At 45.6% G+C, this 23068-nt stretch carries 25 protein-coding genes; 4 read left to right on the top strand and 21 right to left on the bottom strand.

Going from position 1 to position 23068, the window contains the following annotated elements:
* Positions 1-54: 54 nt before the first annotated feature.
* The 4 genes from ACQEXP_RS16635 to ACQEXP_RS16620 all read left to right on the top strand — a co-directional run bounded on the left by ACQEXP_RS16635 (position 55) and on the right by ACQEXP_RS16620 (position 4463).
* Positions 55-630: a sigma-70 family RNA polymerase sigma factor gene (locus tag ACQEXP_RS16635; protein ID WP_269377902.1), complete on the top strand. Its 576-nt coding sequence runs from the start codon at positions 55-57 to the stop codon at positions 628-630.
* A complete protein-coding gene (locus ACQEXP_RS16630; RefSeq protein WP_269377796.1) occupies positions 623-1351 on the top strand; it encodes a DUF3379 domain-containing protein in 729 nt (242 codons plus the stop codon). The genes ACQEXP_RS16635 and ACQEXP_RS16630 overlap by 8 nt, the downstream gene beginning before the upstream one ends.
* A gap of 265 nt (positions 1352-1616) precedes the next feature.
* Complete coding sequence (locus ACQEXP_RS16625) at positions 1617-2897, top strand: outer membrane protein transport protein (RefSeq protein ID WP_426970985.1); 1281 nt, start codon at positions 1617-1619, stop codon at positions 2895-2897.
* A gap of 318 nt (positions 2898-3215) precedes the next feature.
* Positions 3216-4463 (top strand): outer membrane protein transport protein, encoded by a 1248-nt coding sequence (locus ACQEXP_RS16620; protein WP_426970984.1) that lies wholly within the window; start codon positions 3216-3218, stop codon positions 4461-4463.
* Positions 4464-4534: 71 nt separating this feature from the next.
* Here the strand turns inward: ACQEXP_RS16620 and ACQEXP_RS16615 are convergent, their stop codons facing one another.
* From ACQEXP_RS16615 to flhF, 21 genes are all read right to left on the bottom strand, one after another.
* Positions 4535-5296 (bottom strand): MlaA family lipoprotein, encoded by a 762-nt coding sequence (locus ACQEXP_RS16615; RefSeq protein ID WP_426970983.1) that lies wholly within the window; start codon positions 5294-5296, stop codon positions 4535-4537.
* Positions 5297-5362: 66 nt separating this feature from the next.
* Entirely contained in the window at positions 5363-6580 is a 1218-nt protein-coding gene (gene ccmI, locus ACQEXP_RS16610; protein WP_426970982.1) for a c-type cytochrome biogenesis protein CcmI, read from the bottom strand.
* Entirely contained in the window at positions 6580-7062 is a 483-nt protein-coding gene (locus ACQEXP_RS16605; RefSeq protein ID WP_269377806.1) for a cytochrome c-type biogenesis protein, read from the bottom strand. The genes ccmI and ACQEXP_RS16605 overlap by 1 nt, the downstream gene beginning before the upstream one ends.
* Entirely contained in the window at positions 7062-7613 is a 552-nt protein-coding gene (locus ACQEXP_RS16600; RefSeq protein WP_269377807.1) for a DsbE family thiol:disulfide interchange protein, read from the bottom strand. The genes ACQEXP_RS16605 and ACQEXP_RS16600 overlap by 1 nt, the downstream gene beginning before the upstream one ends.
* Complete coding sequence (locus tag ACQEXP_RS16595; RefSeq protein WP_269377809.1) at positions 7613-9571, bottom strand: heme lyase CcmF/NrfE family subunit; 1959 nt, start codon at positions 9569-9571, stop codon at positions 7613-7615. Before ACQEXP_RS16595 ends, ACQEXP_RS16600 begins: the two co-directional genes overlap by 1 nt.
* Positions 9568-10053 (bottom strand): cytochrome c maturation protein CcmE, encoded by a 486-nt coding sequence (gene ccmE / locus ACQEXP_RS16590; RefSeq protein WP_269377811.1) that lies wholly within the window; start codon positions 10051-10053, stop codon positions 9568-9570. The genes ACQEXP_RS16595 and ccmE overlap by 4 nt, the downstream gene beginning before the upstream one ends.
* Entirely contained in the window at positions 10050-10256 is a 207-nt protein-coding gene (ccmD, locus tag ACQEXP_RS16585) for a heme exporter protein CcmD (protein WP_269377813.1), read from the bottom strand. The genes ccmE and ccmD overlap by 4 nt, the downstream gene beginning before the upstream one ends.
* Before the next feature lie 2 nt (positions 10257-10258).
* A complete protein-coding gene (locus tag ACQEXP_RS16580; RefSeq protein ID WP_426970981.1) occupies positions 10259-11011 on the bottom strand; it encodes a heme ABC transporter permease in 753 nt (250 codons plus the stop codon).
* Between the two features lie 102 nt (positions 11012-11113).
* Positions 11114-11782, bottom strand: a complete 669-nt coding sequence (gene ccmB, locus ACQEXP_RS16575; RefSeq protein WP_269377815.1) for a heme exporter protein CcmB — start codon at positions 11780-11782, stop codon at positions 11114-11116.
* A 2-nt stretch (positions 11783-11784) separates the two neighbouring features.
* Positions 11785-12405: a cytochrome c biogenesis heme-transporting ATPase CcmA gene (gene ccmA, locus ACQEXP_RS16570; RefSeq protein ID WP_269377817.1), complete on the bottom strand. Its 621-nt coding sequence runs from the start codon at positions 12403-12405 to the stop codon at positions 11785-11787.
* Positions 12406-12598: 193 nt separating this feature from the next.
* On the bottom strand, positions 12599-13093 hold the full coding sequence (locus tag ACQEXP_RS16565) for a DUF2802 domain-containing protein (RefSeq protein WP_426970980.1): 495 nt from the start codon (positions 13091-13093) through the stop codon (positions 12599-12601).
* Complete coding sequence (locus ACQEXP_RS16560; protein WP_004413313.1) at positions 13093-13587, bottom strand: chemotaxis protein CheW; 495 nt, start codon at positions 13585-13587, stop codon at positions 13093-13095. The genes ACQEXP_RS16565 and ACQEXP_RS16560 overlap by 1 nt, the downstream gene beginning before the upstream one ends.
* A gap of 37 nt (positions 13588-13624) precedes the next feature.
* Positions 13625-14632, bottom strand: a complete 1008-nt coding sequence (locus ACQEXP_RS16555; RefSeq protein WP_426970979.1) for a chemotaxis protein CheW — start codon at positions 14630-14632, stop codon at positions 13625-13627.
* Complete coding sequence (locus tag ACQEXP_RS16550; protein WP_269377822.1) at positions 14625-15401, bottom strand: ParA family protein; 777 nt, start codon at positions 15399-15401, stop codon at positions 14625-14627. Before ACQEXP_RS16550 ends, ACQEXP_RS16555 begins: the two co-directional genes overlap by 8 nt.
* A gap of 9 nt (positions 15402-15410) precedes the next feature.
* Positions 15411-16529, bottom strand: coding sequence for a protein-glutamate methylesterase/protein-glutamine glutaminase (locus tag ACQEXP_RS16545; protein WP_269377823.1), 1119 nt, complete (start codon positions 16527-16529; stop codon positions 15411-15413).
* Between the two features lie 24 nt (positions 16530-16553).
* Positions 16554-18755, bottom strand: coding sequence for a chemotaxis protein CheA (locus ACQEXP_RS16540; RefSeq protein WP_269377824.1), 2202 nt, complete (start codon positions 18753-18755; stop codon positions 16554-16556).
* A 9-nt stretch (positions 18756-18764) separates the two neighbouring features.
* Entirely contained in the window at positions 18765-19484 is a 720-nt protein-coding gene (locus tag ACQEXP_RS16535; protein ID WP_269377825.1) for a protein phosphatase CheZ, read from the bottom strand.
* Positions 19485-19523: 39 nt separating this feature from the next.
* Positions 19524-19892, bottom strand: a complete 369-nt coding sequence (gene cheY / locus ACQEXP_RS16530; protein WP_006879571.1) for a chemotaxis response regulator CheY — start codon at positions 19890-19892, stop codon at positions 19524-19526.
* Between the two features lie 45 nt (positions 19893-19937).
* On the bottom strand, positions 19938-20672 hold the full coding sequence (locus tag ACQEXP_RS16525; RefSeq protein WP_269377826.1) for an RNA polymerase sigma factor FliA: 735 nt from the start codon (positions 20670-20672) through the stop codon (positions 19938-19940).
* Positions 20665-21552 carry a MinD/ParA family protein gene (locus ACQEXP_RS16520; RefSeq protein WP_269377827.1) on the bottom strand — a complete coding sequence of 296 codons (888 nt, stop codon included), beginning with the start codon at positions 21550-21552 and terminating at the stop codon, positions 20665-20667. Before ACQEXP_RS16520 ends, ACQEXP_RS16525 begins: the two co-directional genes overlap by 8 nt.
* A gap of 13 nt (positions 21553-21565) precedes the next feature.
* The gene (gene flhF, locus ACQEXP_RS16515) at positions 21566-23041 is read right to left on the bottom strand and encodes a flagellar biosynthesis protein FlhF (RefSeq protein ID WP_269377828.1); all 1476 of its coding nucleotides are present in this window, start codon (positions 23039-23041) and stop codon (positions 21566-21568) included.
* Positions 23042-23068: the final 27 nt, after the last annotated feature.

Raw genomic sequence — 23068 nt, 5'->3', positions numbered from 1 at the left:
ATTGGACATGATTGTGGCATTGATAAAACAAAAATAAGAAATCACATGGCAACAATGGAGGCACATGTGTCAATTATTCAATTTTTTGGAAAGAAAAAGTCCAAGGATCCGGTCAACTCGGATATGGACAAGCAAAGAAAATATGAAGCTCTTGTAAGAGCCTATCACCGTGACTTATATCGATACGCATATTGGCTGTGTAAAGATCCCACCATTTCTGAAGATTTGGTTCAGGAGACTTGTTTAAGAGCCTGGAAGTCACTCGATAGCTTACAAGATGAAAAAGCCGCTAAGTCTTGGCTCATTACGATTTTGAGACGAGAGAATGCGCGCCGCTTCGAACGTAAACAATTTGATCTGGTTGATATCGAAGATCATGGTAATGATGCCAAGACCTCTGATGATCCCCATCATCAAACTCAATGGGTTCAAGCACAGATAATGAAGCTTGAAGAAGAGTACCGTGAACCACTGTTTCTTCAAGTTGTTGGTGGATTTAGTGGCGAAGAAATCGGCGACATTCTTGGCCTTAATAAGAATACTGTTATGACACGTCTATTCAGGGCACGTAATCAACTGAAAGAGTTGTTAGATTCAGACAATACACAAAGGGGGCAGCAAAATGGATGAACTCGAATTCCGTCGACGCATTATGTCCGACCCTAAACAGCGAGATGAGTCGATTAATGCGGCGATCTCAGCAAGCGAGCAAAATCGACAGTTTGCTGATGAGATTCTTGATCTTGATAAACGCATTGCAAAAGCAATGGCAGTTGAAGTTCCTGAAGATTTGGCTGATAGAATTTTGTTCAACCAAAGTTCTGCACTGGAAGACAAGGTTGTTAGACCGAATTTCGCTCGTAAAGCGATGGCAATGGCCGCTTCAGTCGCCTTTGTCGCGGGCCTGCTTGTGGGACAACTAAACTGGGGTAATCTTATCATCACGCCAGCACAAGCTAGTCTGGCTAATACAGCGATTAAACACGTGATCGACGAACAGCCGTTTGTCGCTAAGCTGGATGAACGCGTCGAGTCCTCACAGATCAACGCCAAGATGATGCCTTTTGACCATCAACTGTCTGACACCTTCCCTTATCACGTTTATTACCTTAACCATTGTGGGTTCGGTAAATCAAACGCGGTACACATGGTATTTCAAGGTGAAAAAGGCAAAGTCACGATGTTCTTAACAGGCATCGCATCAGATAAAGCAATCAACTTTGAAAAAGATGGCATGGCTGGGGTTGTCGAACCTATGGGAAATAACAGTTTAATCCTCGTCGGTGAAGAGGGTGAAAACGTGGCTAAGATCGCTGAAAGTCTGTCAAATATCATCAAACCCCAAAATTAACAAATTAGTAACAATTTGTGACCTACATCATGGCTTGAGCAACGCGCTCAGGCCATTTTTTTAGCATAAAAGTAGAGTACAAACTCTAAAAAGATGCATTTGTCAGCATTTTCCTGCCAGATAGCCATCATTTACACAATTTTATTGCCAAAGTACCTAATGGTCGGATTTCTATATCATATACTTGGGTCTAGTATCAGCCACCACTGAGCTTTTGCTCAAATAATATCGTCCACTAGAGACGAACCAAAAAGGAAAAGCAAAAATGAACAAGACGCGTCTGTTTAAAAAATCACTTTTAGCAGTGACTATCACAACCGCAACTCTAGCTTCGCAACACGCTCTCGCTGCAGGCTTCCAACTTAATGCTCAATCAGCTACTGGTCTAGGCCGTGCTTTTGCTGGTGACGCAGTTATCGCTGATAACGCGTCAGTAATGGCTCGTAACCCAGCTGCAATGGCTCTATTTGATGAGATGGAGCTTTCACTAGGCCTAGTTTCTATTACTTCAATGATTGAAGTAAAAGATGCTAAATACTCTAGCCCAAATAACGGTTTCGCAGGCGTAGACTCCAACTATGATGATGCCGGTGACACTTCTTTTGTGCCGAACATTCACCTTATAGTTCCAGTAAACGAGCAGTTTGCATGGGGTGTGAATGCGTACTCCAACTTTGGTACAAAAACTGAGTTTGATGGCTCATTTGTTGGCGCAGAATATGGTGGTAAAACGGAAATCATGAGCATGAACCTTGGCCTAGCCGGTTCATACCGCGTAAACGAACAGTGGAGTATTGGTGCAGGTCTTGATCTGATCTACGGACAAGGTACTTTACAACGCAGTTTCAGCAATCAGCTATATACTGGCCCTGTTGTAAACCAAGCTACTGGCATCCTAAGTGCTATTAACGGCACTCAAATTATGAATATTGACGGTGCTGACGGTTGGGGCGTAGGCTTTAACGTTGGTACTGTATACGAGTTAGATGAAAACAACCGTTTTGGTCTTTCTTACCGTTACAGCCCAGACATCACAGCTGAAGATGATAAAGGACAGAAGATCAAACTTCCTCTTCCAGACATGGCTGAGTTTTCTGGTTACCACCGCATCGAAGACACCAAATTTGCAGTACATTACTCTGTTCAGTGGATTGGGTGGGGTACCTTCGACAAAATCACATTTGAAAATGCTCCTATCTCGGAAAAAGAGTACAAATGGCAAGATGGTATGCACTACTCAATCGGCGGAACTTATTACCTAAACAGCGATTGGACACTGCGCGCTGGTTACATGCATGATACAAGTGCACAAGATCAAGTTACGTCAATTTCTGTACCAGATTCCGATCGTAACTGGTTATCAGCAGGCTTTACGTACCAAATCGATGATAAGTCAAACGTAGATTTCGGCTTTACATACCTAATGGGCGATGACGTAAAAGTTAACGAGTCTACAGAAGCCGCAGGATCGACAGTATCTTCTATCTCTGGTACAACTCACGCAGATGCAATCCTAATGGGTCTACAGTACAGCCGCAGCTTCTAATTTAAGCTAACGCACTAATATCAAGGGTCAGTAATTACTGGCCCTTTTTATTAAGTTAAATTCCCTTTCCAACAATACTTTATCAATTAACCACGCCGATTTAAGCTTACACCTGTATCCGAAAAACGTTTGTCTACAACACATGTGTTCGCTGAGTTTTGGATACACACTCTTAACATCCAGCATTTTCATCTATCTGAGGGATATAGTTAGCATTTAACTCTAAAATCCATCTGTACATTGTTTTTAATTTTTAAAGTAATAACTCTAACCCTATGATCGCTCGACTGATATCAAATCAACTCAGCGAACATTACAATGAAAATGAATAAGACTCTCCTATCTATCGCAGTGGCGGGTAGCCTATTATCAACATCAGCGGCAGTAAACGCAGCAGGCTTCCAGTTAGCAGAATACTCAGCGACAGGCCTTGGTCGCGCTTACGCAGGCGAAGCTGCAATGGCTGACAACGCAAGTGCTCAGTGGCGTAACCCAGCCATGCTGACGTATCTAGAAGGTACTCAGATTTCTATTGGTGCTATTTATGTTGACCCTAATGTAGATATCAACGGTACTAGCGCAGGCGTTATCTCAACAAGCTCATCAGACTTTGCTCACGATGCGGTTATTCCAAACTTCTATGTGTCACATAAATACAATGATAAATTTGCATTGGGTTTTGCACTAGGCACTAACTACGGTATGGAAACCAATCTAGGAACTAGTTTCGCTGGTGCAAACCACGGTAATGAAGCAAGTGTTTACTCTGTTGAAGCAAACCTAAATGCCGCGTACCAGCTAACTGAATCTATCAGTATCGGCGCAGGTCTTCGCTATATCGATGCAGAAGGTAGTTTTGGCGCAATCACTCCACCTCAAGCTGCTCCAGCAAACGGCCTTACACTTAAATACATGGAAGGTAAAGACACCGCTTGGGCTTGGCAAGCAGGCTCGGTTTGGCAAGTGAATGAGAGCAGCCGTCTTGGCTTTACTTATAAGTCTGAAGTTGACCTAACATTAGAAGGCTATGCTAAAGGTATCGGCTTTGCTTCAAACTACAAACCTGGTTCTATGAACCTAGCGTTACCAGCTACTGCTGAATTGGCGGCATTCCATCAAGTGAACGAAGCGTTAGCAATCCACACTAGCATTAACTGGACTGATTGGAGTAGCTTTGAAAAGCTGGTTGCTGACTTCCCGGGTGAATCATCAAACACGATCAAACACGAGAACTGGGAAGACAACTTCCGATATGCAGTGGGTGCGACTTACCAAATGGACTCTAAGCTTACTCTACGCACAGGTATTGCGTACGACGAATCAGCAGTGAGTGAGGAACACCGCACGGCAACTATCCCAGAGACTGACCGCCTATGGTTAAGTTTAGGTGCTGGTTACCAGTGGTCTGAGCAACTTAGCCTAGATGCGGGTTTTACCTATATCTTTGCTAAAGATGCACGTATGCACGAGTCTGATGTTTTAGCTAATGCCGCTGGCGGCAGCTTCGAAGGCGAAGTCACTGGTAGCATCTGGCTAATCGGTGTACAAGCGAACTACACGTTCTAAACATTCGAAATATTTAGTAAAAAGGGCTTGGTCTATGACCAAGCCCTTTTTTATCAACAATATCCAGCGTTTTAGTATTCTTCGAGATACTCATCCAAAAACGCTTCTTGATCCTCATCGTAGTCATCTGTCACGACTTCAGCTTTGAAGTTCTGACGCTGGATATAAGCATCGCGAGTCAAGGCATACGGGTCAGGCGAGTTATCAAGCAGCACTTCTTGGTTAACTAGCACTGCACGAGTCTCCATTCCTTCTAACGCCCATTTACCTAGCCCTGCCCAGATGTTAAGAAAGGACAAAGGTACATACATACCGTCGACAACATCTGTCGCTTCACGAACAGTCCATGGGCCGTAACCCGGAACCATGACGTAAGGGCCATTCCCTACCCCGTAATGACCTACAGCGTCACTGAACGCTTTTTCATTATGGTCAGTAATGCCCGCCTCTGATGCGATATCGATTAAACCCGCTAAGCCAAACGTGGTGTTAATCCAAAAGCGGTTAAAGTGGTCAAGCGCTTTACTGCCGTTCCCCATCAACAGATTGTTAATCATGCTAGAGGGTTCATCGAGGTTGCCTAAAAAGTTACGGATGCCACTGCGAATCGGAGTTGGCACGTAATTTACGTAGGCCAAAGAGACAGGTCGTACGAAATATGGGTCTAGATAATCATAGTTAATGGTCCACATTGAACGGTTGAAACCTTCAATAGGATCATAGACTTGTTGCTGGTTTAAGCCTTGCTCATCATCAGGAGGCGCGCTGGCACATCCTGATAATGCTAACACTGCGCATAGCAAAATCCCTAACCGCGAGTTGATACTCTTCATTATTATAATTTCCATAAAAAAGGCCGGTGAAAACACCGGCCTACTGCAATGAATAACCTACAGTTATTAATACTGATTATTAATCATAACTTCAACTGGTTCGCCCATTTTAACGGCTTCGCTCTCACCAAACCAGTCCCCTTCTTTCGTTGCAACGTTTCCATCACTATCGATGCGCACGCGAACCATTAAAGAATCAAGGGAAGAGAGCTTTCTGTCTTGGAGCATACTGTTACCATCGTCCAGCACGACCGTTCTCGGGAAAGTGCCTAATGGGTAACGAGCAGCGGCGACCGGCATTGGTGAACCATCGGCAGAATGGACCGACACAATCAATGATGAGTTCGGATCAGCGTTCACACCCGCACCAAGCGAAATGCTGACCGCAACAGACTTGCCAGTACCAACTTGTTGACCCATCTGCTTTTGTGCATTTTCGATACTTCTGCTTAGCATTTCGTAACGGCTGTCTTCAGGACCAATCATCTGTTGCATAATGCTCCAGTAACGAACCGCAGCAGCAAAATCTTTACGCTCGAATGAGTCAAACGCCAATAAGGAGAAGACGCGCAAATCCACGTAATCTTGCTGAACAAGCTTGCCGAGTATATTGCGTGCTTTATCCTGATCGACATCATCCTGTGAAAGCATCAACGCTTGCGCGTAACCGAGCATGATGTCGGTATTCTGAGCTTCTAGGTTGTACGCTTTTTTCATCGCGCCAATCGCCGTATCGATATCTCGGTTCGCCAATGCGATACGTCCTAACAGTAGCCAGCCAGTAGAATCATCTGGTTGGTAATGTAAGCGGGTACGCAATGCTAACGTCAAATCGGCCATCTCGTCATCGCTTAACGCTGCGCCTTCAGGAGACATCAGTTTTTTAGACAAGGCTGGTAAGTTAGCACTAACTTGCTGCCATTGAATAACGTCTTGCGATGCGCCGAACTTAAAGTAAAGGCCATAAGAGAGACCAATAACCAATAAGGCTGAAGGCACAATAACGGCAAGCGCAGAGGTGTTACTCTCCTGCTGTTTGACGTTATCTGCTGGAATATCATCCAACAATGACTGCTTAAGATCTTCAATCAAGTCTTGCTGGTTATCGACCAAACCTTCATCGGTTTCTTCTTCCAGCTCTTCAAGACGATCTTTATAAAACGCTTTGTTGAGTTCATCACGCAGCTCAGCATCGTTGTTGTTCTTTCTTTTAATGAAAGGCATGGCAATCATGACAATACTGATTGCAATAAGAATGACTGAAGCTATCCAAAATAGTGTCATTACTGCTTGTCTCCATCATTCTTTTCATTAAGCAGAGCCTTTAGGCGTGCTTCTTTATCGGCATCCCACTGCTGGCTGTCGGCTTTTGTGTTGGTCTTGGTTTTGCGGCTTCTGATAAGAATAAAACCAAAACCAAACATTACCACGGCAATTGGACCTAACCACAAGATTGAAGTCGCGATTGTAAACGGCGGGTTGTACGTGACGAAATTACCATAGCGAGCAATCATATAATCGATGATGTCTTGCTTTGATTTACCTTCTTTGGTCATTTCATAGACTTTTTGACGTAAATCGACAGCCAATTCGGCATTCGAATCCGCAATGGTATTGTTTTGGCATTTAGGACAACGAAGCGTGCCTCCAAGCTCTTTAAATTGCTGCTCTTGTTCCAATGTATCAAACTCATACACTTCAATTGCAGCATGAGCAGTCAGTGCAAACAATAAACTGGTCGCGATGGCGAGTATCCACTTTTTCATTACTTCGCCTCCGCCAACATTGCTTCATACATTGGCTTAAGCTTCTCATTCCAGTTTCGCGTATTCACATCGCCAACATGGCGGTAGCGAATAATGCCATTCGCATCAATTAGGAATGTTTCAGGAGCACCGTAAACACCAAGATCTAACCCAAGCATACCGTTACCATCAAACAAGCTGATCAAATACGGATTGCCTAAATCATTCAGCCAACCAACCGCTTTTTCTCGGTCATCTTTATAGTTCATACCAATAATCTTGACGCCTTGAGACGCCAGTTCATTTAGGTATTGGTGCTCTGCATAACAAGTAGGGCACCAAGTCGCCCATACGTTGAGTAGTAGCGGCTCACCTTTAAAGATTGCCTGATCATAGAGTTTACCCGGCTCAGCTAGGTCTTCTAACTTGAACTTAGGCACCTCTTTGCCAACTAACACAGATTCCAGTTTGGTTGGGTCATCACCATGTTGGTTTTTTACTAGCTGGGTGGCAAAGACTGCCACCAAGCCCAAGAACGCCACTAGGGGAATAAACAGAAACTTCTTATTCATTATGCCTCCTGCTTCTTCGCACTCTTTCTAAAGCGGTAACGTTTATCACTGATCGCAATTGCTCCACCAAGAGCCATCAATAACGAACCAGCCCAAATCCAACGAACAAACGGTTTGTAGTAAATACGTACCGCCCAAGACTTGTTATCGTCTAAGCGTTCACCCATCGCGATGTAAAGATCTCGCGTGATTCCACGATCAATCGCCGCTTCAGTCATCATAGAGCGAGCGGTGGTGTAGAATCGTTTCTCAGCATGTAAGGTGTTGATGTACTTGCCTTCACGAGTAATTTCAAAGTCAGCAATGTAGCCATCGTAGTTAGGACCATCTTTGTCGCGTAGACCTTGGAAGTAGAAGTCATAACCTTGGATTTCAAAGTGTTCGCCTGGTGCAAGTCTAACGTCACGCTCGATGCTGTAGTTTTGCACCATCGCAATACCAATCACAGTAACGGCTAAGCCAACGTGACCAAGCATCATCGCCCAGTGGCTGCGTTGCAGTTTCTTCACCCCTTCGACAAACGAATGACGATGTGTCGCGCGTTGGTGAAGTTCATAACCATGTAGACACAGGATCCACAAAGACATGACCCAACCTAGGTAAGCCATAAACTGGAAACGCTCTGATAGCAGGACAACAAACACGCCAGCCAAGACCAGTGATACCACACCCGACACGAGCATCGGTTTAACTAGCCCAGACAGGTTGTCACGCTTCCAGCGGATCAGAGGACCGATACCTAACAGGAACGCAAATGGAATCATTAACCAAGCAAACAACATGTCAAAGAATGGCGCACCGATCGATACTGAACCTAAACCAAGCTGTTTGTGAACGAGTGGCAGTAACGTACCAACAAGTACGACAACTAGCGCCGCAATAAGCAGCACATTGTTCGCAAGCAGAGCGTTCTCGCGAGATACCAGTTCAAAGTTACCACGGACACGCACTGATGCCCCCTTCACTGCGAACAGTAGCAGCGAGCCGCCAATCACAAACACTAAGAAGCCTAGAATAAACATACCGCGAGCGGGATCAGATGCAAACGCATGGACCGAAACCAAGATGCCCGAACGAACTAAGAAGGTACCAAGCAGACTCAATGAAAATGCTGAGATTGCAAGCAGCACAGTCCACGCTTTAAAGGTACCGCGCTTCTCTGTCACTGCTAGTGAGTGCATTAACGCCGTACCCGCTAGCCATGGCATAAATGAAGCATTTTCTACTGGATCCCAGAACCACCAGCCGCCCCAGCCAAGTTCGTAGTACGCCCACCAAGAACCTAGTGCGATGCCTAGCGTTAAAAATAGCCATGCCGCTGTAGTCCAAGGACGAGACCAACGTGCCCAAGCCGTGTCGAGACGACCTGTCATTAACGATGCAATTGCAAATGAGAAGGCAACCGAGAAGCCTACATAACCCATGTACAGCATTGGTGGGTGAATGATTAAGCCAGGGTCTTGAAGAAGTGGATTCAAGTCACGGCCATCCACAGGGAAGAATGGCAATGTACGTAAGAACGGGTTAGACGTCAGAATAATAAACAGTAGGAAACCCACAGTAATCATTCCCATCACCGCTAAAACGCGCGCCACTGACTCTTGAGGCATCCCGCGACTGAACGAAGCCACTGCGACTGTCCAACCAGCTTGAATTAATACCCAAAGTAGAAGCGAGCCTTCATGAGCACCCCATACTGCCGTCAGACGGTAGTACCAAGGTAGCTGGCTGTTAGAGTTGCTGGCTACATAGTTAAGCGTAAAGTCATTGGTATAAAATGCCCACAGCAATACACCAAATGAAACGGAGAGAAGTAAGAACATACCCCAAGACAGAGGTCTGGCGCTGTTCATCAATAGAATGTTGTTACGTGATGCCCCAACCAATGGCAAAATACTTAGCAAGACAGCTAATGCCAACGAGACAATTAGGGCAAAATGTCCAATTTCAGCAATCATTGATCGCTTCCTTGTTTTTGTTGTTCAGTGTATTGAAGTGGCTCATGCGTTTTCTTCATTGCTTCCGCAATTTCAGGTGGCATGTACTCTTCGTCGTGCTTAGCGAGAACTTCAAATGCTTCGATAGTCGTTGCATCTTTCAGTACACCTTGTGCAACAATGCCCTGCCCTTCACGGAATAGATCTGGCAGGATACCGTCGTACAAAATCGTTACCTTAGGGCCTACATCATGCAAATCGAATGAAACGCGCAGAGATTCGGCATCACGTTTCACTGACCCTACGACCACCATGCCACCAATACGGAGACGCTGGCCGACTTCAGGTTTAGTGCCGTCAGGTTTACCATTAACAAGTTCAGTCGGTGTATAGAAAAGATCCATATTCTGATTAAGTGCGTACAGCATCAAACCTATGGTTGCACTGATACCAACAAAGATCGCGACAACAATGCCGAGTCTCTTTTTACGTCTTGGGTTCATAGTGTGTTCTCCAAATTTTTAGCTGCATCTATACGAGCTTGTCTATCCACTTTTGCTTGAACTTCATTAAGTAGCGAACGGCCACGACGCAGGCTGACAAACAGTAAAATCAGCATGGCACCAAACGTCACACCAAACGCTGTCCACACATATCCTGCATAGCCACCCATAGCAAAGAAGTCACTCAAAGATTCAAAATGCATGTTTAACTCCCTCTCTGAGATTTATCCGCCGCCAGCTTCACCACCCAAGGACGGTGGCTCTCTTTGCTTATGATCTCGTTGCGTAAGCGGATCATAACCAGTGAACCAAAGAAGAAGGCAAAACCGAAAATGTTCAGTAATAGCGGCCAAAGCATATCGTTAGAAATCGATGGCTTTTCAAATTTTGTAATCGTTGCGCCTTGGTGAAGCGTGTTCCACCATTCTACTGAGAAGTGAATGATAGGCAGATTGACGACACCAACGATGGCGAGAATGCCCGCAGCCTTAGCCGCCGTTTTCTGGTCATCAAATGCATGGTAAAGCGCAATCACACCTAGGTACAAAAATAGCAGGATCAGTTCAGCGGTAAGTCGTGCATCCCACACCCACCAAGTACCCCACATCGGCTTACCCCAAATTGCGCCAGTAATCAGGGCAATGAAGGTATACACAGCGCCGATTGGTGCCATGGCCGATGCTGCCATATCCGATAAACGTACTTGCCAAACAATGCCGATGAATGCGGCTATCGCCATCGACATGTAGACACCCATAGACCAAATTGCGGCTGGTACGTGAATGTAGATAATTCGGAAGCTATCACCTTGCTGGTAATCAGAAGGTGCGTAGGCAAGCCCCCATACAGTACCGACAGATAAACATAGCAGTGCTAGTACAGAGAACCATGGCAAGAGCTTACCGCATAGCTGATAAGCTGACTCAGGCTTGGCATAAGGATGGAGCCATTTCCACATTGTTGATCTCACTCTTACTTCAGGTTTGTCTAACTATTTGTTAAACAATTATTAGTTTTGTAATTTATATAAAGGGGAAAACTCGTGCTTGATCGAAATCATCTAATTTACACTTACTCGAAGTGCGGCACTGATTGCAAACGGGGTTAGTGTCATTGCTCCCATAAACATCGCGCCTAATATTGCTAATTGACCGTTGTACGCCATTCCCAATGAAGCGGCATCAATCGCTGATGTCGCAAAAATAAGGATCGGAATATAGAGAGGAAGAACCAATAAGCTCAACAAAACCCCTCCTTTTTGCAAACCTACCGTTAACGCCACACCAATCGCGCCGATAAAGCTCAATGTTGGTGTACCGACTAACAAGGTTAAAACAACCGCTGACCAAGTGTTGAAATCCAACGACAAGAGAACAGACAACAACGGGCTGATCAATATCAGTGGTAACCCAGTCAACAGCCAATGCGCGATCACTTTAGATATCACTACGATAGGTAATGGGACAGGCATTAACATCATTTGTTCCAATGCACCGTCTTGGAAATCATCACGGAATAATCGTTCGAGTGAAAGAAGAGCAGAAAGTAAGGCTGCAACCCAAACAATACCTGCGGCTATTCGGGCTAATAAATTTGGCTCAGGACCGATGCTGAGAGGGAATAGAGTAATCACGATAATAAAAAACCACAGCGGGTTAAAAATATCGGCTTGTCGGCGAAAAGCGATAAGAAGCTCACGTCTGATAATGCTATTAATAGTGCCAAACATGGTTAATCACCCAGTTTAATTTTTCTAAGTTTTGGGTTGTCTGCGAACATGTCTTGGTGTGTCGTGAGCATAACAATGCCGCCACTTTCAGCATGCTGCAAAAACAGCGATTCAAGCACCTTTACGCCCTGCTTGTCTATTGCGGTGAGCGGTTCATCCAGAATCCAAAGTTTATGATCGCTTAACCACAATCTTGCTAACGCCACGCGTCGTTGTTGTCCGGCAGAAAGCTGACCGACAGGAACATCTTCACGCCCAGCCAGACCCACTTTTGTTAACGCGTTATAAATTGTGTTTTTGTCATAAGGTTGACGTGAATGAATGCTTAGATAAAAACGTAGATTTTCGTAAGCAGTAAGCTCGCGTTTCACCCCAGTCTGGTGACCGAGAAAGAGTAAATCCTGATGAAATAGATCCCGACTCGATTCAATCTCTTCACCATTCCAGCTTATGCTGCCGTTATCGCGATCACCAAGTCCGGTAATAATACGAAGCAGCGTGGTTTTGCCTGTACCATTTCTTCCTTCAACTTGAACTAACTCTCCGGAATTAATCGTAAAAGACAAAGATTCAAAGAGAACTCTTTCGTCTCTTATCGCTGTCAATTGAGATACTTCTAACATTTGTGGGATCACTAGATAAACTACGAAGGTGTATCTTACCACACCCTTTTCATCTCAAAACAGAATTAGACCTATACGAATCACGAAACTAAGTAAGAATCTGTTAATAATTAAGCATAACTCTTAGTAAACACCACTAAATGGTTACAAACACACATAAAAAAAGTGCCCTTAGGCACTTTTTCGTTTTTTGTTATCGTCTGTTACTACGCTTTCGTTCCGCTATTTTTCGTCTTTCGGGACTGCTTTCTAACGGTGGGACCTTTTCCTTGCCGGCGATTTTATTTTGTAGCGACATCATAAGTTCCGCTTCGGCTTTTGGCAGTTCACACTCTTCAATCAACTCGTTGACGTCAGCACCCAGTTGAACCATCTTACTCGCCCGAGAATACAGGCGACCATCATTGTCCGCTTGCTCTAGTTCGGTAATACGCTCGTTCAAATGCTGAATGATATCCTGCTGCTCACTGACTCGTTGCCCAAGTCCTACCACAACGGATCGCACTTCCAACAACTGTTTATTGGTTTTTTGCAGCTCTTTATCTAAATGGCGGTTTCGTTGACGAAGATGCTCAGACGAGCGCGTTTGTCCACGCTTTAGTCGTAATAACGCTAAGCCTAAAAACAACAATATTAAGGCTATCGCTCCGGCAATCACCGGAGCACTGGTCATCCAACTCGTATCCATTATAGGTGAGCCATCTCATCCCATTCTTCATCGGTCAGTAGCTTGTTAAGGTCTACTAGGATAAGCAGCTTGCCATCACGGTTGCTGACACCTTGGATGAATTTAGCACTTTCATCTGTACCAACGCTTGGCGTGGTGTCAATTTCAGATGAACGTAAGTAAACAACTTCAGCCACGCTATCAACCAGAATACCGATAACTTGATGCTCAGACTCGATAACGATAATACGAGTATTATCCGTGATCTCGCCTTCCATCAAACCGAAGCGTGAACGGGTATCAATAACTGTAACAACGTTACCACGTAGATTAATAATACCTAACACGTAATCAGGTGCACCTGGTACTGGCGCGATTTCAGTGTAACGCAGTACTTCACGTACTTGCATTACATTGATGCCGTAGGTTTCTTCTTCTAGTTGGAACGTCACCCACTGAAGCACTTCGTCGTTAGACTGCTCTTTTCTTACTTCTACTTCATTAGTTTGAGACATACCTTATCCTCTCTAAGCCTAAATCGGCATAAATGTTCTAACTATCTAGTGCTTTGACATCAAGCCCTGCATTAAGCATAGCTATCAATGCTTCAACATGGACCAAAGCACACATTTTTTCTTTAACCATTCCAGCAAGCCATGGGCGTTTACCCGCCGTTTCTCGCCAGCGTACCATTTCAGGGTTCAATGACTCGGTACCCATCAACTCAGTGGATGCCAAGCCCCACATGCTCTCACCGAGCATGACTATGTACTGATACTTTTCTTTGTGACTATCGTCTTTCAGCTTTTCAGCCATCACCCATTTTGCTGTATCCACAACATCAAGCTGAGCTTCACGACTGGTCTGAAGGCCTAAATACCAGTCCGGGCGACCGATAAGGTGGTTCAGTTCAGCAATGCGGTGGATACCGCCAAGTTCATCAAGTGGAACGGCAAAAGTGACATTATTCACGTCAAAATAAAGAACCTGAAAATCGCTTTCACGCTGAGTCGAATGCCAAGTACCTATTCCACGATTGCCTGACTGTGTCTCAAGTTGAGGCTCAACGTCAACGACGGTTTCAACATCCACTTGTGGCTGTTCAATTTCCACTTGAGGAACGTCAAACTCTTGCTCAACAACCACTTCGGGCTCGGCGACAGTTTCAACCGCGACCTCTTCGATGTCCCATTCTTGAACTTCTTCGATCTGTGGCTTGGTTTGTACTTGAGCGATGTTGAGCGTATTTTGCTCCATCACTTCTTCAAGTTCTAACTCAGCGACAGGGTTGGTCGATTCAAGCTGTTTAAGCAAACGCTCAACATCATCTAATTTTGGTACTTCAATTTCCTCTGTTGGAAGACGGTAGTAACTCTTTTCTTCCACAGACTGAACTAAAGGTTCTAGCTCTATTGCCTCTAATTCAGGTTCAGGGACAACGGATAGTATTGATTCCTGCGTATCAATTTGTTGCTCGTCGCCTTCCATACTCTCTTCAAGAAGAGCAGAGAAGTAATCATCTAGCGCTTGTTCGCTTGAGAGCGATGAGTGGTTAGTCATCGATGGCCAACCTCTCTAGATAAATGAGTAACTGCTTGTAAGCAAACACGCCACGGCTACCTGAAGCAAAGTGTGACACCGGCAAGTGTTTCAAACTGGCATCTCTAAACTTAGTGTCTATCGGTACTGCCGACGACCAAACCTGACTTGGGTAATCTTTCTTTAACTGCTGTAGCGTCTGAAGTGAAGCGCGGGTACGTTTGTCATACATGGTCGGTACTATGGTGACCTTGAATGACTTATTGCGTGACTTTTGCATAATAGCCAGCGTGCGTACCATGCGCTCTAGCCCTTTCATCGCTAGGAATTCAGTTTGCACCGGAATCAAAATACGATCACTTGCCGCAAGCGCATTGACCATCATAACGCCAAGAATCGGTGGGCAATCTATCAGCACATAGTCATAGTGCCCTCTGATTGCCAACAACGCGCGCTTGAGAATCAATCCCATACCACTTCTGTTGCCCATTACACGATCCAATGTCGCCAATGACATGTGCGCAGGGATCAAATCGATACCTTCAATATCTGATCTCATCACTAACGGCATCACACTTTGCTCGGTGTACTCTTTTAGCTGAAACAGATCAAACAAGCTTGAGGCAACGGTGTCTGAATCGTAACCAAGGTAAGTGGTCAAAGACCCATGAGGGTCTGTATCAACTAAGAGAACTCGCTTGCCTTGTTTACTTAGCAAACCAGCCAGCGTAATGGTGGTTGTCGTTTTACCAACCCCGCCTTTTTGGTTTGCTATGCTCCATACAATCATGAATGACCTCTATGCTAGACCGACTTCGACTAACATACGCTCAGCAATTCGATCCAGCGGTAAATCTTCGGTAGAGATCCCCGCTTTTGCAACGGCTTGTGGCATGCCATAAACAACACAGCTTTCTTCATCTTGAGCCCAGATGGTAGCGCCTGCACTTTTCAGCATTCGTGCACCTTCTCGACCATCCGCACCCATTCCAGTCAATACCATTGACAGAACTTGGTTGGAGTAAATCTTAGCTGCGCTACCAAAGGTGACGTCCACACATGGTTTGTAGTTCATGCGGTCACCACCATCAATGACACGTAACTTGGCAGATCCTGGACGACCTTCAATCATCATCTGCTTACCACCTGGCGCCAAATAAGCGACGCCCGGTTTTAATACATCGCCATCTTCTGCTTCTTTCACTTGAATCTTACATAGCGAGTTCAATCGGCTAGCAAAAGCGGCAGTAAATGTCGCTGGCATATGCTGAATGAGAACAATGGGATGAGGATAATTGACAGGTAATTGCGTCAATATTTTTTGTAGCGCGACAGGGCCACCCGTGGATGTACCTATCGCAGTCAATTGATACTTCTTACCGCTCGCTTTAAATCGTGTCGCAACCGATGGTCTTGCCGCTGGCGTCGGAGCTGGACGAAGTGGTGTACGTCCTGTCGCCGGAGCCGGAGTTGTTGGCTTCGTTACCGCTGGTCTAACAACCGCACGTCGCATTGAAGCGCGTTTAGAAGCAATCTGAATGACGCGCTGTTGTAACAAGGCGACGGCTTCGTCACGGTTACGCGCAATGTCTTCAAACTTTTTAGGTAAAAAGTCTAACGCACCCGCTTCAAGCGCATCTAACGTTGCCTTCGCACCGTCATGAGTCAGCGATGAAAACATTAAGATAGGTACAGGACACTTAGCCATAATCTCTCGAACGGCGGTGATGCCGTCCATGACCGGCATCTCTATATCCATCGTTATGACATCTGGCTTGATAGTTAACGCTTTTTCAACCGCTTCCTTACCATTAGTGGCAACATCGATGACCTCCAACCTTGCCTCAGAGTTAATTATTTCACTCACGCGACGACGGAAGAAACTCGAATCATCAACTACTAATACTTTGATCGCCATATTTGTCCTTCTATATCTCGCGATTTAGATTCGCGAAGCAGCGGCATACTGCTTAAGCAAATCTGGTACATCTAGAATAAGTGCAATGTGACCGTCACTAGTGATTGTCGCACCCGCCATACCCGGCGTTCCTTGGAGAAGATTATCTAGAGGTTTAATCACGACTTCTTCTTGACCTATCAAGGTGTCGACGACAAAACCAACACGTTGGCTACCAATTTGAACAATAACCACATGACCATGGCCTTTACGCAGTTCAACTTTGCCCGCTCGAGGTGCCAGCCAATTTTGTAGATAGAACAGTGGAATAGATTTTTCACGAACGATGATTGTCAACTGACCATCAACGACGTTTGTACGACTCAGATCTAGATGGAAAATTTCATTCACACTCGCTAACGGCAGTGCAAACGGGTGACCCGCAACGCCGACCATTAGGGTTGGTAGAATCGCGAGTGTTAGCGGTACCTTGATGGTGATCTTGGTGCCTTTGCCCATTTCTGAGTCAATATCGATAGAGCCATTAAGGGTATTGATCGCCGTTTTTACTACGTCCATACCTACACCACGACCCGAGATATCGGAGATTTGCTCTTTGCTCGAGAAACCAGGCATAAAGATGAGGTTGAAACACTCTTTATCCGTCAATCGTGATGCGGCGTCTTCGTCCATCATTCCGCGTTTAACGGCGATGCCACGAAGTTTATCAGGGTCCATACCACTACCATCGTCAACGATAGCCAGTTCAATATGGTCACCTTCTTGAGATGCAGATAGGATCACTTTACCTGTTCTTGGTTTTCCTGAAGCGACGCGCGCTTCTGGCATTTCAATACCGTGGTCAACCGAGTTTCTAACCAAGTGAATCAATGGATCCGCTAGTGCTTCAACGAGGTTTTTATCAAGATCTGTCTCTTCTCCACGCATCTCTAACGTGATGTCTTTGTTCAAGCTACGTGCTAAGTCGCGGACAACGCGTGGGAAACGGCCAAATACTTTTTTGATTGGCTGCATACGCGTTTTCATGACTGCGCCCTGTAGGTCAGCAGTCACTACGTCTAGGTTTGCTACCGCTTTAGACATCTCTTCGTCGTTGCTATTCAAACCTAAGCTGAGCAGTCGGTTACGTACCAATACCAATTCACCCACCATGTTCATAATGATGTCTAGTGTCGAGGTATCAACACGAACGGTCGCTTCTGCCTGAGGCTTTTTAGCTTGAGTCGCCGGAACTGCGGCTTCTTTCTTCGCTGGCGGTTTAGGTTGTTCTTTTGGCGCAGTCGCTACCGCTGGCTGTGGCGCTGCAGCTGGTTTGACTGGGGCAGCCGGTGCAGGGTTAGCAGCAGCAGGCTTAGTCGCCGCATCCAACTCTTCAACTGACGGGCCTTTGCCTGAACCATGAAGATCGTCAAGAAGTCTCTCAAACTCTTCATCGGTCATAAGATCGCTATCGCCAGCCATAGATGGGGCTGCTGGTGCAGGCGGCGGGGTCGGAGCAGGAGCATCGCTCTCTCCTGGCGCTTTACCTACACCGTGTAATTCATCGAGCAGTTTCTCAAATTCATCATCGGTGATATCGCCACTCATGTCTGCACTCACCGCAGGAGGTGGTGTCGCTGGTGCGGCTGGTTTGCTGGCAGATGCGCCTGGTGCACTTCCTGCACCGTGAAGCTCATCTAACAGTCTTTCGAATTCGTCTTGAGTAATTTCATCGATAGATCCCGCGGAGACGTCAGCTTTAGGTGCTGGCGTTTCAACGACAGGTTCAGGGATAACAGGCTCGGCTTGAACGGGTTCTTCAATAACAGGGGGAGCGGAGACTGCTTCGTCAGCGGATGCAGGCTTGCTTAAGCGATGCAATTCATCCAACAGATCTTGTTCTGCACGTGGCAATGGTTCTCGATCCTGCACAGCTCGGAACTGTTCATTGACCGTATCCAGCGCTTTAAGCATTGTATCCATAAGGCTAGCATCAACGTGACGCTGGCCATTTCGCAGGATATCGAACACGTTTTCTGCACCGTGACAAGTATCAACCAGTTCAGTCAACGACAGGAACCCTGCACCACCTTTAACAGTATGGAAACCACGGAAAATGGCATTTAATAGATCTTTATCTTCAGGATTATTTTCTAGTTCAACCAGCTGCTCTGAGAGTAGTTCTAGAATTTCTCCCGCTTCGACTAAAAAGTCCTGAAGAATGTCTTCGTCTAAATCGTAGCTCATATGTTACCTCTAAAACCCAAGACTTGAGAGTAAGTCGTCGACTTCGTCTTGTGATGAAACCGCATCATCCCTTTCTTGAGGATTAAGGATAGGTCCCTCAGGGTCCGTCGATGCTTTGTTCTTGTTATGTGCACTTTGTTCCAACTGACTAGAACCAAACGCGGTCAGGATTTCGACTAATCTACCTTCAACTTCGTTGACTAAGGTAATCACACGTCGAATGATCTGCCCGGTTAGATCTTGAAAGTCTTGAGCCATTAGAATCTCTGTTAGCTGTCCCCTAAGTTCAGAGCTATCACCTTCCACTTCCCCTAACAGGTCGTCGATTCGGTGACACAGAGCTTTAAATTCGGCGAGCTCTATTCGACCATGCATAAGTTCATTCCATTGAGGACGAACTTGCAGAAGCCCATTATGCAGGTTGTCCGCGATGGGTAGACAACGGTCTACTGCATCCATGGTTTTATTCGCGGCAACTTCGGTCTTGTCAATGACGTATTGGAGGCGATCCCTTGCATCTGGGATTTCGTCATTGGCGATCTCGCTCATTCGCTCGTCAACGCTAAAGTGTTTAATTGACTCATGTAAGTCACGAGTCAATTCCCCAATTTCTTGTAGCATCGGATTTGAGATGTTTTCGTATATGTCTTTAACAAGAAGATCCGCTTCTTGTTGTTGACCATCTTCTAATAGCTCGACGAGCTGCTTTGCCTGTTCTAATGAAATCATTCTGAATTGGCCTTTCACGCTATTCAGTCAATACCTTGACTATAAGCGCTCAAAAATCTTATCTAGTTTTTCTTTTAATGTAGCAGCAGTAAACGGTTTAACGATGTAGCCGTTAACGCCCGCTTGAGCAGCTTCGATGATTTGCTCACGTTTAGCTTCCGCCGTGATCATCAACACTGGTAAGTGTTTTAGCTCATCGTCAGCTCGAATATGCTTTAGAAGGTCAATACCTTGCATACCTGGCATATTCCAGTCTGTCACGACAAAGTCGAACTCACCTTTTTTTAACATAGGTAACGCCGTTAAGCCGTCATCCGCTTCTTGGGTATTATTGAAACCCAAATCACGAAGTAGGTTCTTAACGATACGGCGCATTGTTGAGAAGTCATCAACAATAAGGATCTTCATGTTTTTATTCAAAATTGCCTCCACTGAGTTCGAGATCAGTGATTTTTACTCATTATTTGTCCATGCACTCAACTTTGTGCGTAGACGCTGCATTGATTGGCTTAGTATTTGGCTAACGCGTGACTCGCTAACACCAATTACTTCACCGATTTCTTTTAAGTTTAACTCTTCATCGTAATAAAGCGAAAGTACTAAAGCTTCTCTCTCTGGTAGAGATTTAATTGAGTCTATCAAGGCCTTGCGGAAATATTCATCAGCGACACCCTGAAAAGGTACATTCTCTTCGTCACTATCATCGGAAGTAATTACGTCCTCTGAAACTCCGAGGTCTTCAATCCCGACCAAACGTGAACAGTTAATATCCGTTAATATCGTATGGTACTGCTCTAGGCTAATGCCCATGTGCTGAGCGACTTCTGTATCGCTGGGGTCACGGTTTAATTGCCCTTCTAACTCTGAAATGGCTTGGCTTACTTCTCGGTTGTGCTTATGCACTGACCGAGGAACCCAGTCTCCACGGCGAATATCGTCGAGCATCGCACCGCGAATTCGGATACCCGCATAAGTTTCAAAGCTCGCCCCTTTACTACCATCGTAGTTTTTCTGGGCTTCGAGCAACCCGATCATGCCCGCTTGAATAAGGTCTTCTACCTGCACACTTGGCGGTAATCGCCCTAGCAAATGATGAGCAATACGTTTCACCAACACCGAGTATTTCTCTAAAAATACCCGCTGACTGTTTTGGTTTGCGTATTGTTCATAGGTCAACGCCTTATTCACCAAATGGTTCCTCTAACATCTCTGGTCTATTCAGTAAGCGTTCGACAAAAAACTCAAGATGTCCACTCGGTGTTTTCGGAATTGGCCAAGTTAGTGCTTTGCTTGCCAATGAGCCGATTGCCAATGCCGCTGGAGATCTTGGAAATGCGTCGACAACAATCTTTTGCTTTTTCACTGCTTGTCTAACTTTATCATCCAACGGAATACATGCTACGAGCTCAAGGCTCACATTCAAGAATCGCTCTGTGACCAAGGTCAACTTTGCGAACAATTCTCTTCCTTCTCGGTAGCTTCTGACCATATTTGCAACAATTTTAAATCGTTGAACCTGATGGTCTTTGCTCAATAGTTTAATTAAAGCATACGCATCAGTGATCGATGTAGGTTCATCACAAACAACCACAACCACGTCTTGCGCTGCACGAGAAAAGCTGACAACCATATCGGAAATACCTGCTGCAGTATCGATTAGCAGCACGTCCATTTCATCTTCCAAGCTACCAAATGCTCGGATCAGTCCAATATGTTGTGCGTGCGACAACTCTGTCATCGATTGTGTACCGGAGGTTGCTGGAATAATTTTAATTCCATGCGGTCCTTCTACAATCGCATCTTTGAGTTCGCATTCACCAGCAAGAACGTGGCCAAGGTTTTTCTTAGGTCGAATGCCAAGCATTACGTCGACATTAGCCAGACCAAGGTCCGCATCGAGTACCATGACTTTCTTACCTTGGCGAGCCATCGAAATAGCCATTCCCAACGTTACATTTGATTTACCAACACCGCCTTTACCACCCGTCACTGAAATGACCTTTGTTAAAGAAGGCTGCGTTAAGCGGCGCAATCCGCTAGCTTGGTCTTGTATCATATTCTTCGTCATAATCGTCCGCCGCCTAGAACCTCTCCGCTTCACTATTCCAGTAGTGAGGTTCATCATCTGTCGACTTCTCAAGTAATTCATTTGCTTTAGCGACCATATATTTTGGCTGCGCTATAACAATGTCTTCAGGAACTCGTTGTCCATTCGCGATATAAGCCACTGGCAGCGCGTTTTGCACTGTGACACTGACAAACTCACCTAAACTCAGTGACTCATCTAGCTTAGTCATAATGCATCCAGACAACGGGATACGTTTAAAGTGATCAATCGTTTCCTGCAGTACTTTTCGCTGTGCAGTAGCAGGTAAAACTAGGTAGCTGTGGATCATCTCTCCACTCTCATGCATCAACGTGTCTAATTGTTCCGACAGTCTTACATCACGCTGACCCATACCCGCCGTATCAACAAGAATTAGGCGACGATTTCTTAACTGATATATTACATCGGCTAACTCTTTGGAATCTTTAGCGACTTTTACAGGACATCCCATAATTCGTCCATAAATCGCAAGTTGCTCATGGGCACCAATACGGTAAGTATCGGTTGAAACCAACGCAACGTTATCTGCGCCGTATTCCATCGCGGCTCGCGCTGCTAGCTTGGCCACTGTGGTTGTTTTGCCCACACCCGTTGGACCTAACAGAGCAACAACGCCTCCTCGTTTAAGGATATCTTGCTTAGCAATAGGAATTTGATCGGACACTAGCCCCAGTAACGCCTTCCATGCCTTGGTTGGTGGCGTATCTTCTGGGATGTAGCAAGCTAACTGGTCTGCAAGATCAGAGGACACGCCCATGCGCTCAAGACGTTTGATCAACATAGCACGCAAAGGTTCTCTGCGTTCGACCTCTTGCCACATAAGTCCCGAAACCTGATGTTCCAAAAGACGACGGATAGAGGTCATCTCTTCTTTCATCTCTTCTAGATCTTCGTTGGCGACGACACTTTCAGGCTGTCGGGAACGCTCGTAACGAGTTGGATCGAGCTTTGCCGCCGGCTTTTGAATTCTTCGGTCTTCAGCAATCAATCTTGCTAAAGGTGAATCTTGCTGAATTTGAACATTTTCGCGGTCACCATAACGCGCTGCATTTTGACGTTGTAACAGCGCCGATAGGGAATCTGGATTGCTCTCTTCATCACGACCATCCGTTGCCGATTTACCATTGCTGTATTGTTTGAGCATGCTGGCAAAACGCTTGGTCATGGATCGCCCAGAATCTGCTTGCGATTGGAGGCTGACTCGGTCTTCATCCAAAGTTCGATTCGATGCAGGCAAACTCGCCGGAGCCTGACGAACGGGTGCATGTCGTGGATTCGAGTTGTAGCTGTTACTAGAACGATTCGCTCCATCGCCATCAACCGCGGCGACGATTTCTACTCCACCCGCGACTTTTTTGTTCGACATGATTACCGCATCATCACCAAGTTCTCCTTTGACTTGGAGCAAGGCTGTGCGCATGTCTTTGGCAAAAAATCGTTTAATTTTCAAATTATGTTCCGTATATCAACGCATTAG

This window comes from Vibrio sp. TRT 1302 (assembly GCF_050113875.1).
Taxonomy (GTDB): domain Bacteria; phylum Pseudomonadota; class Gammaproteobacteria; order Enterobacterales; family Vibrionaceae; genus Vibrio.
This window is presented reverse-complemented; position numbering and strand designations above follow the sequence as displayed.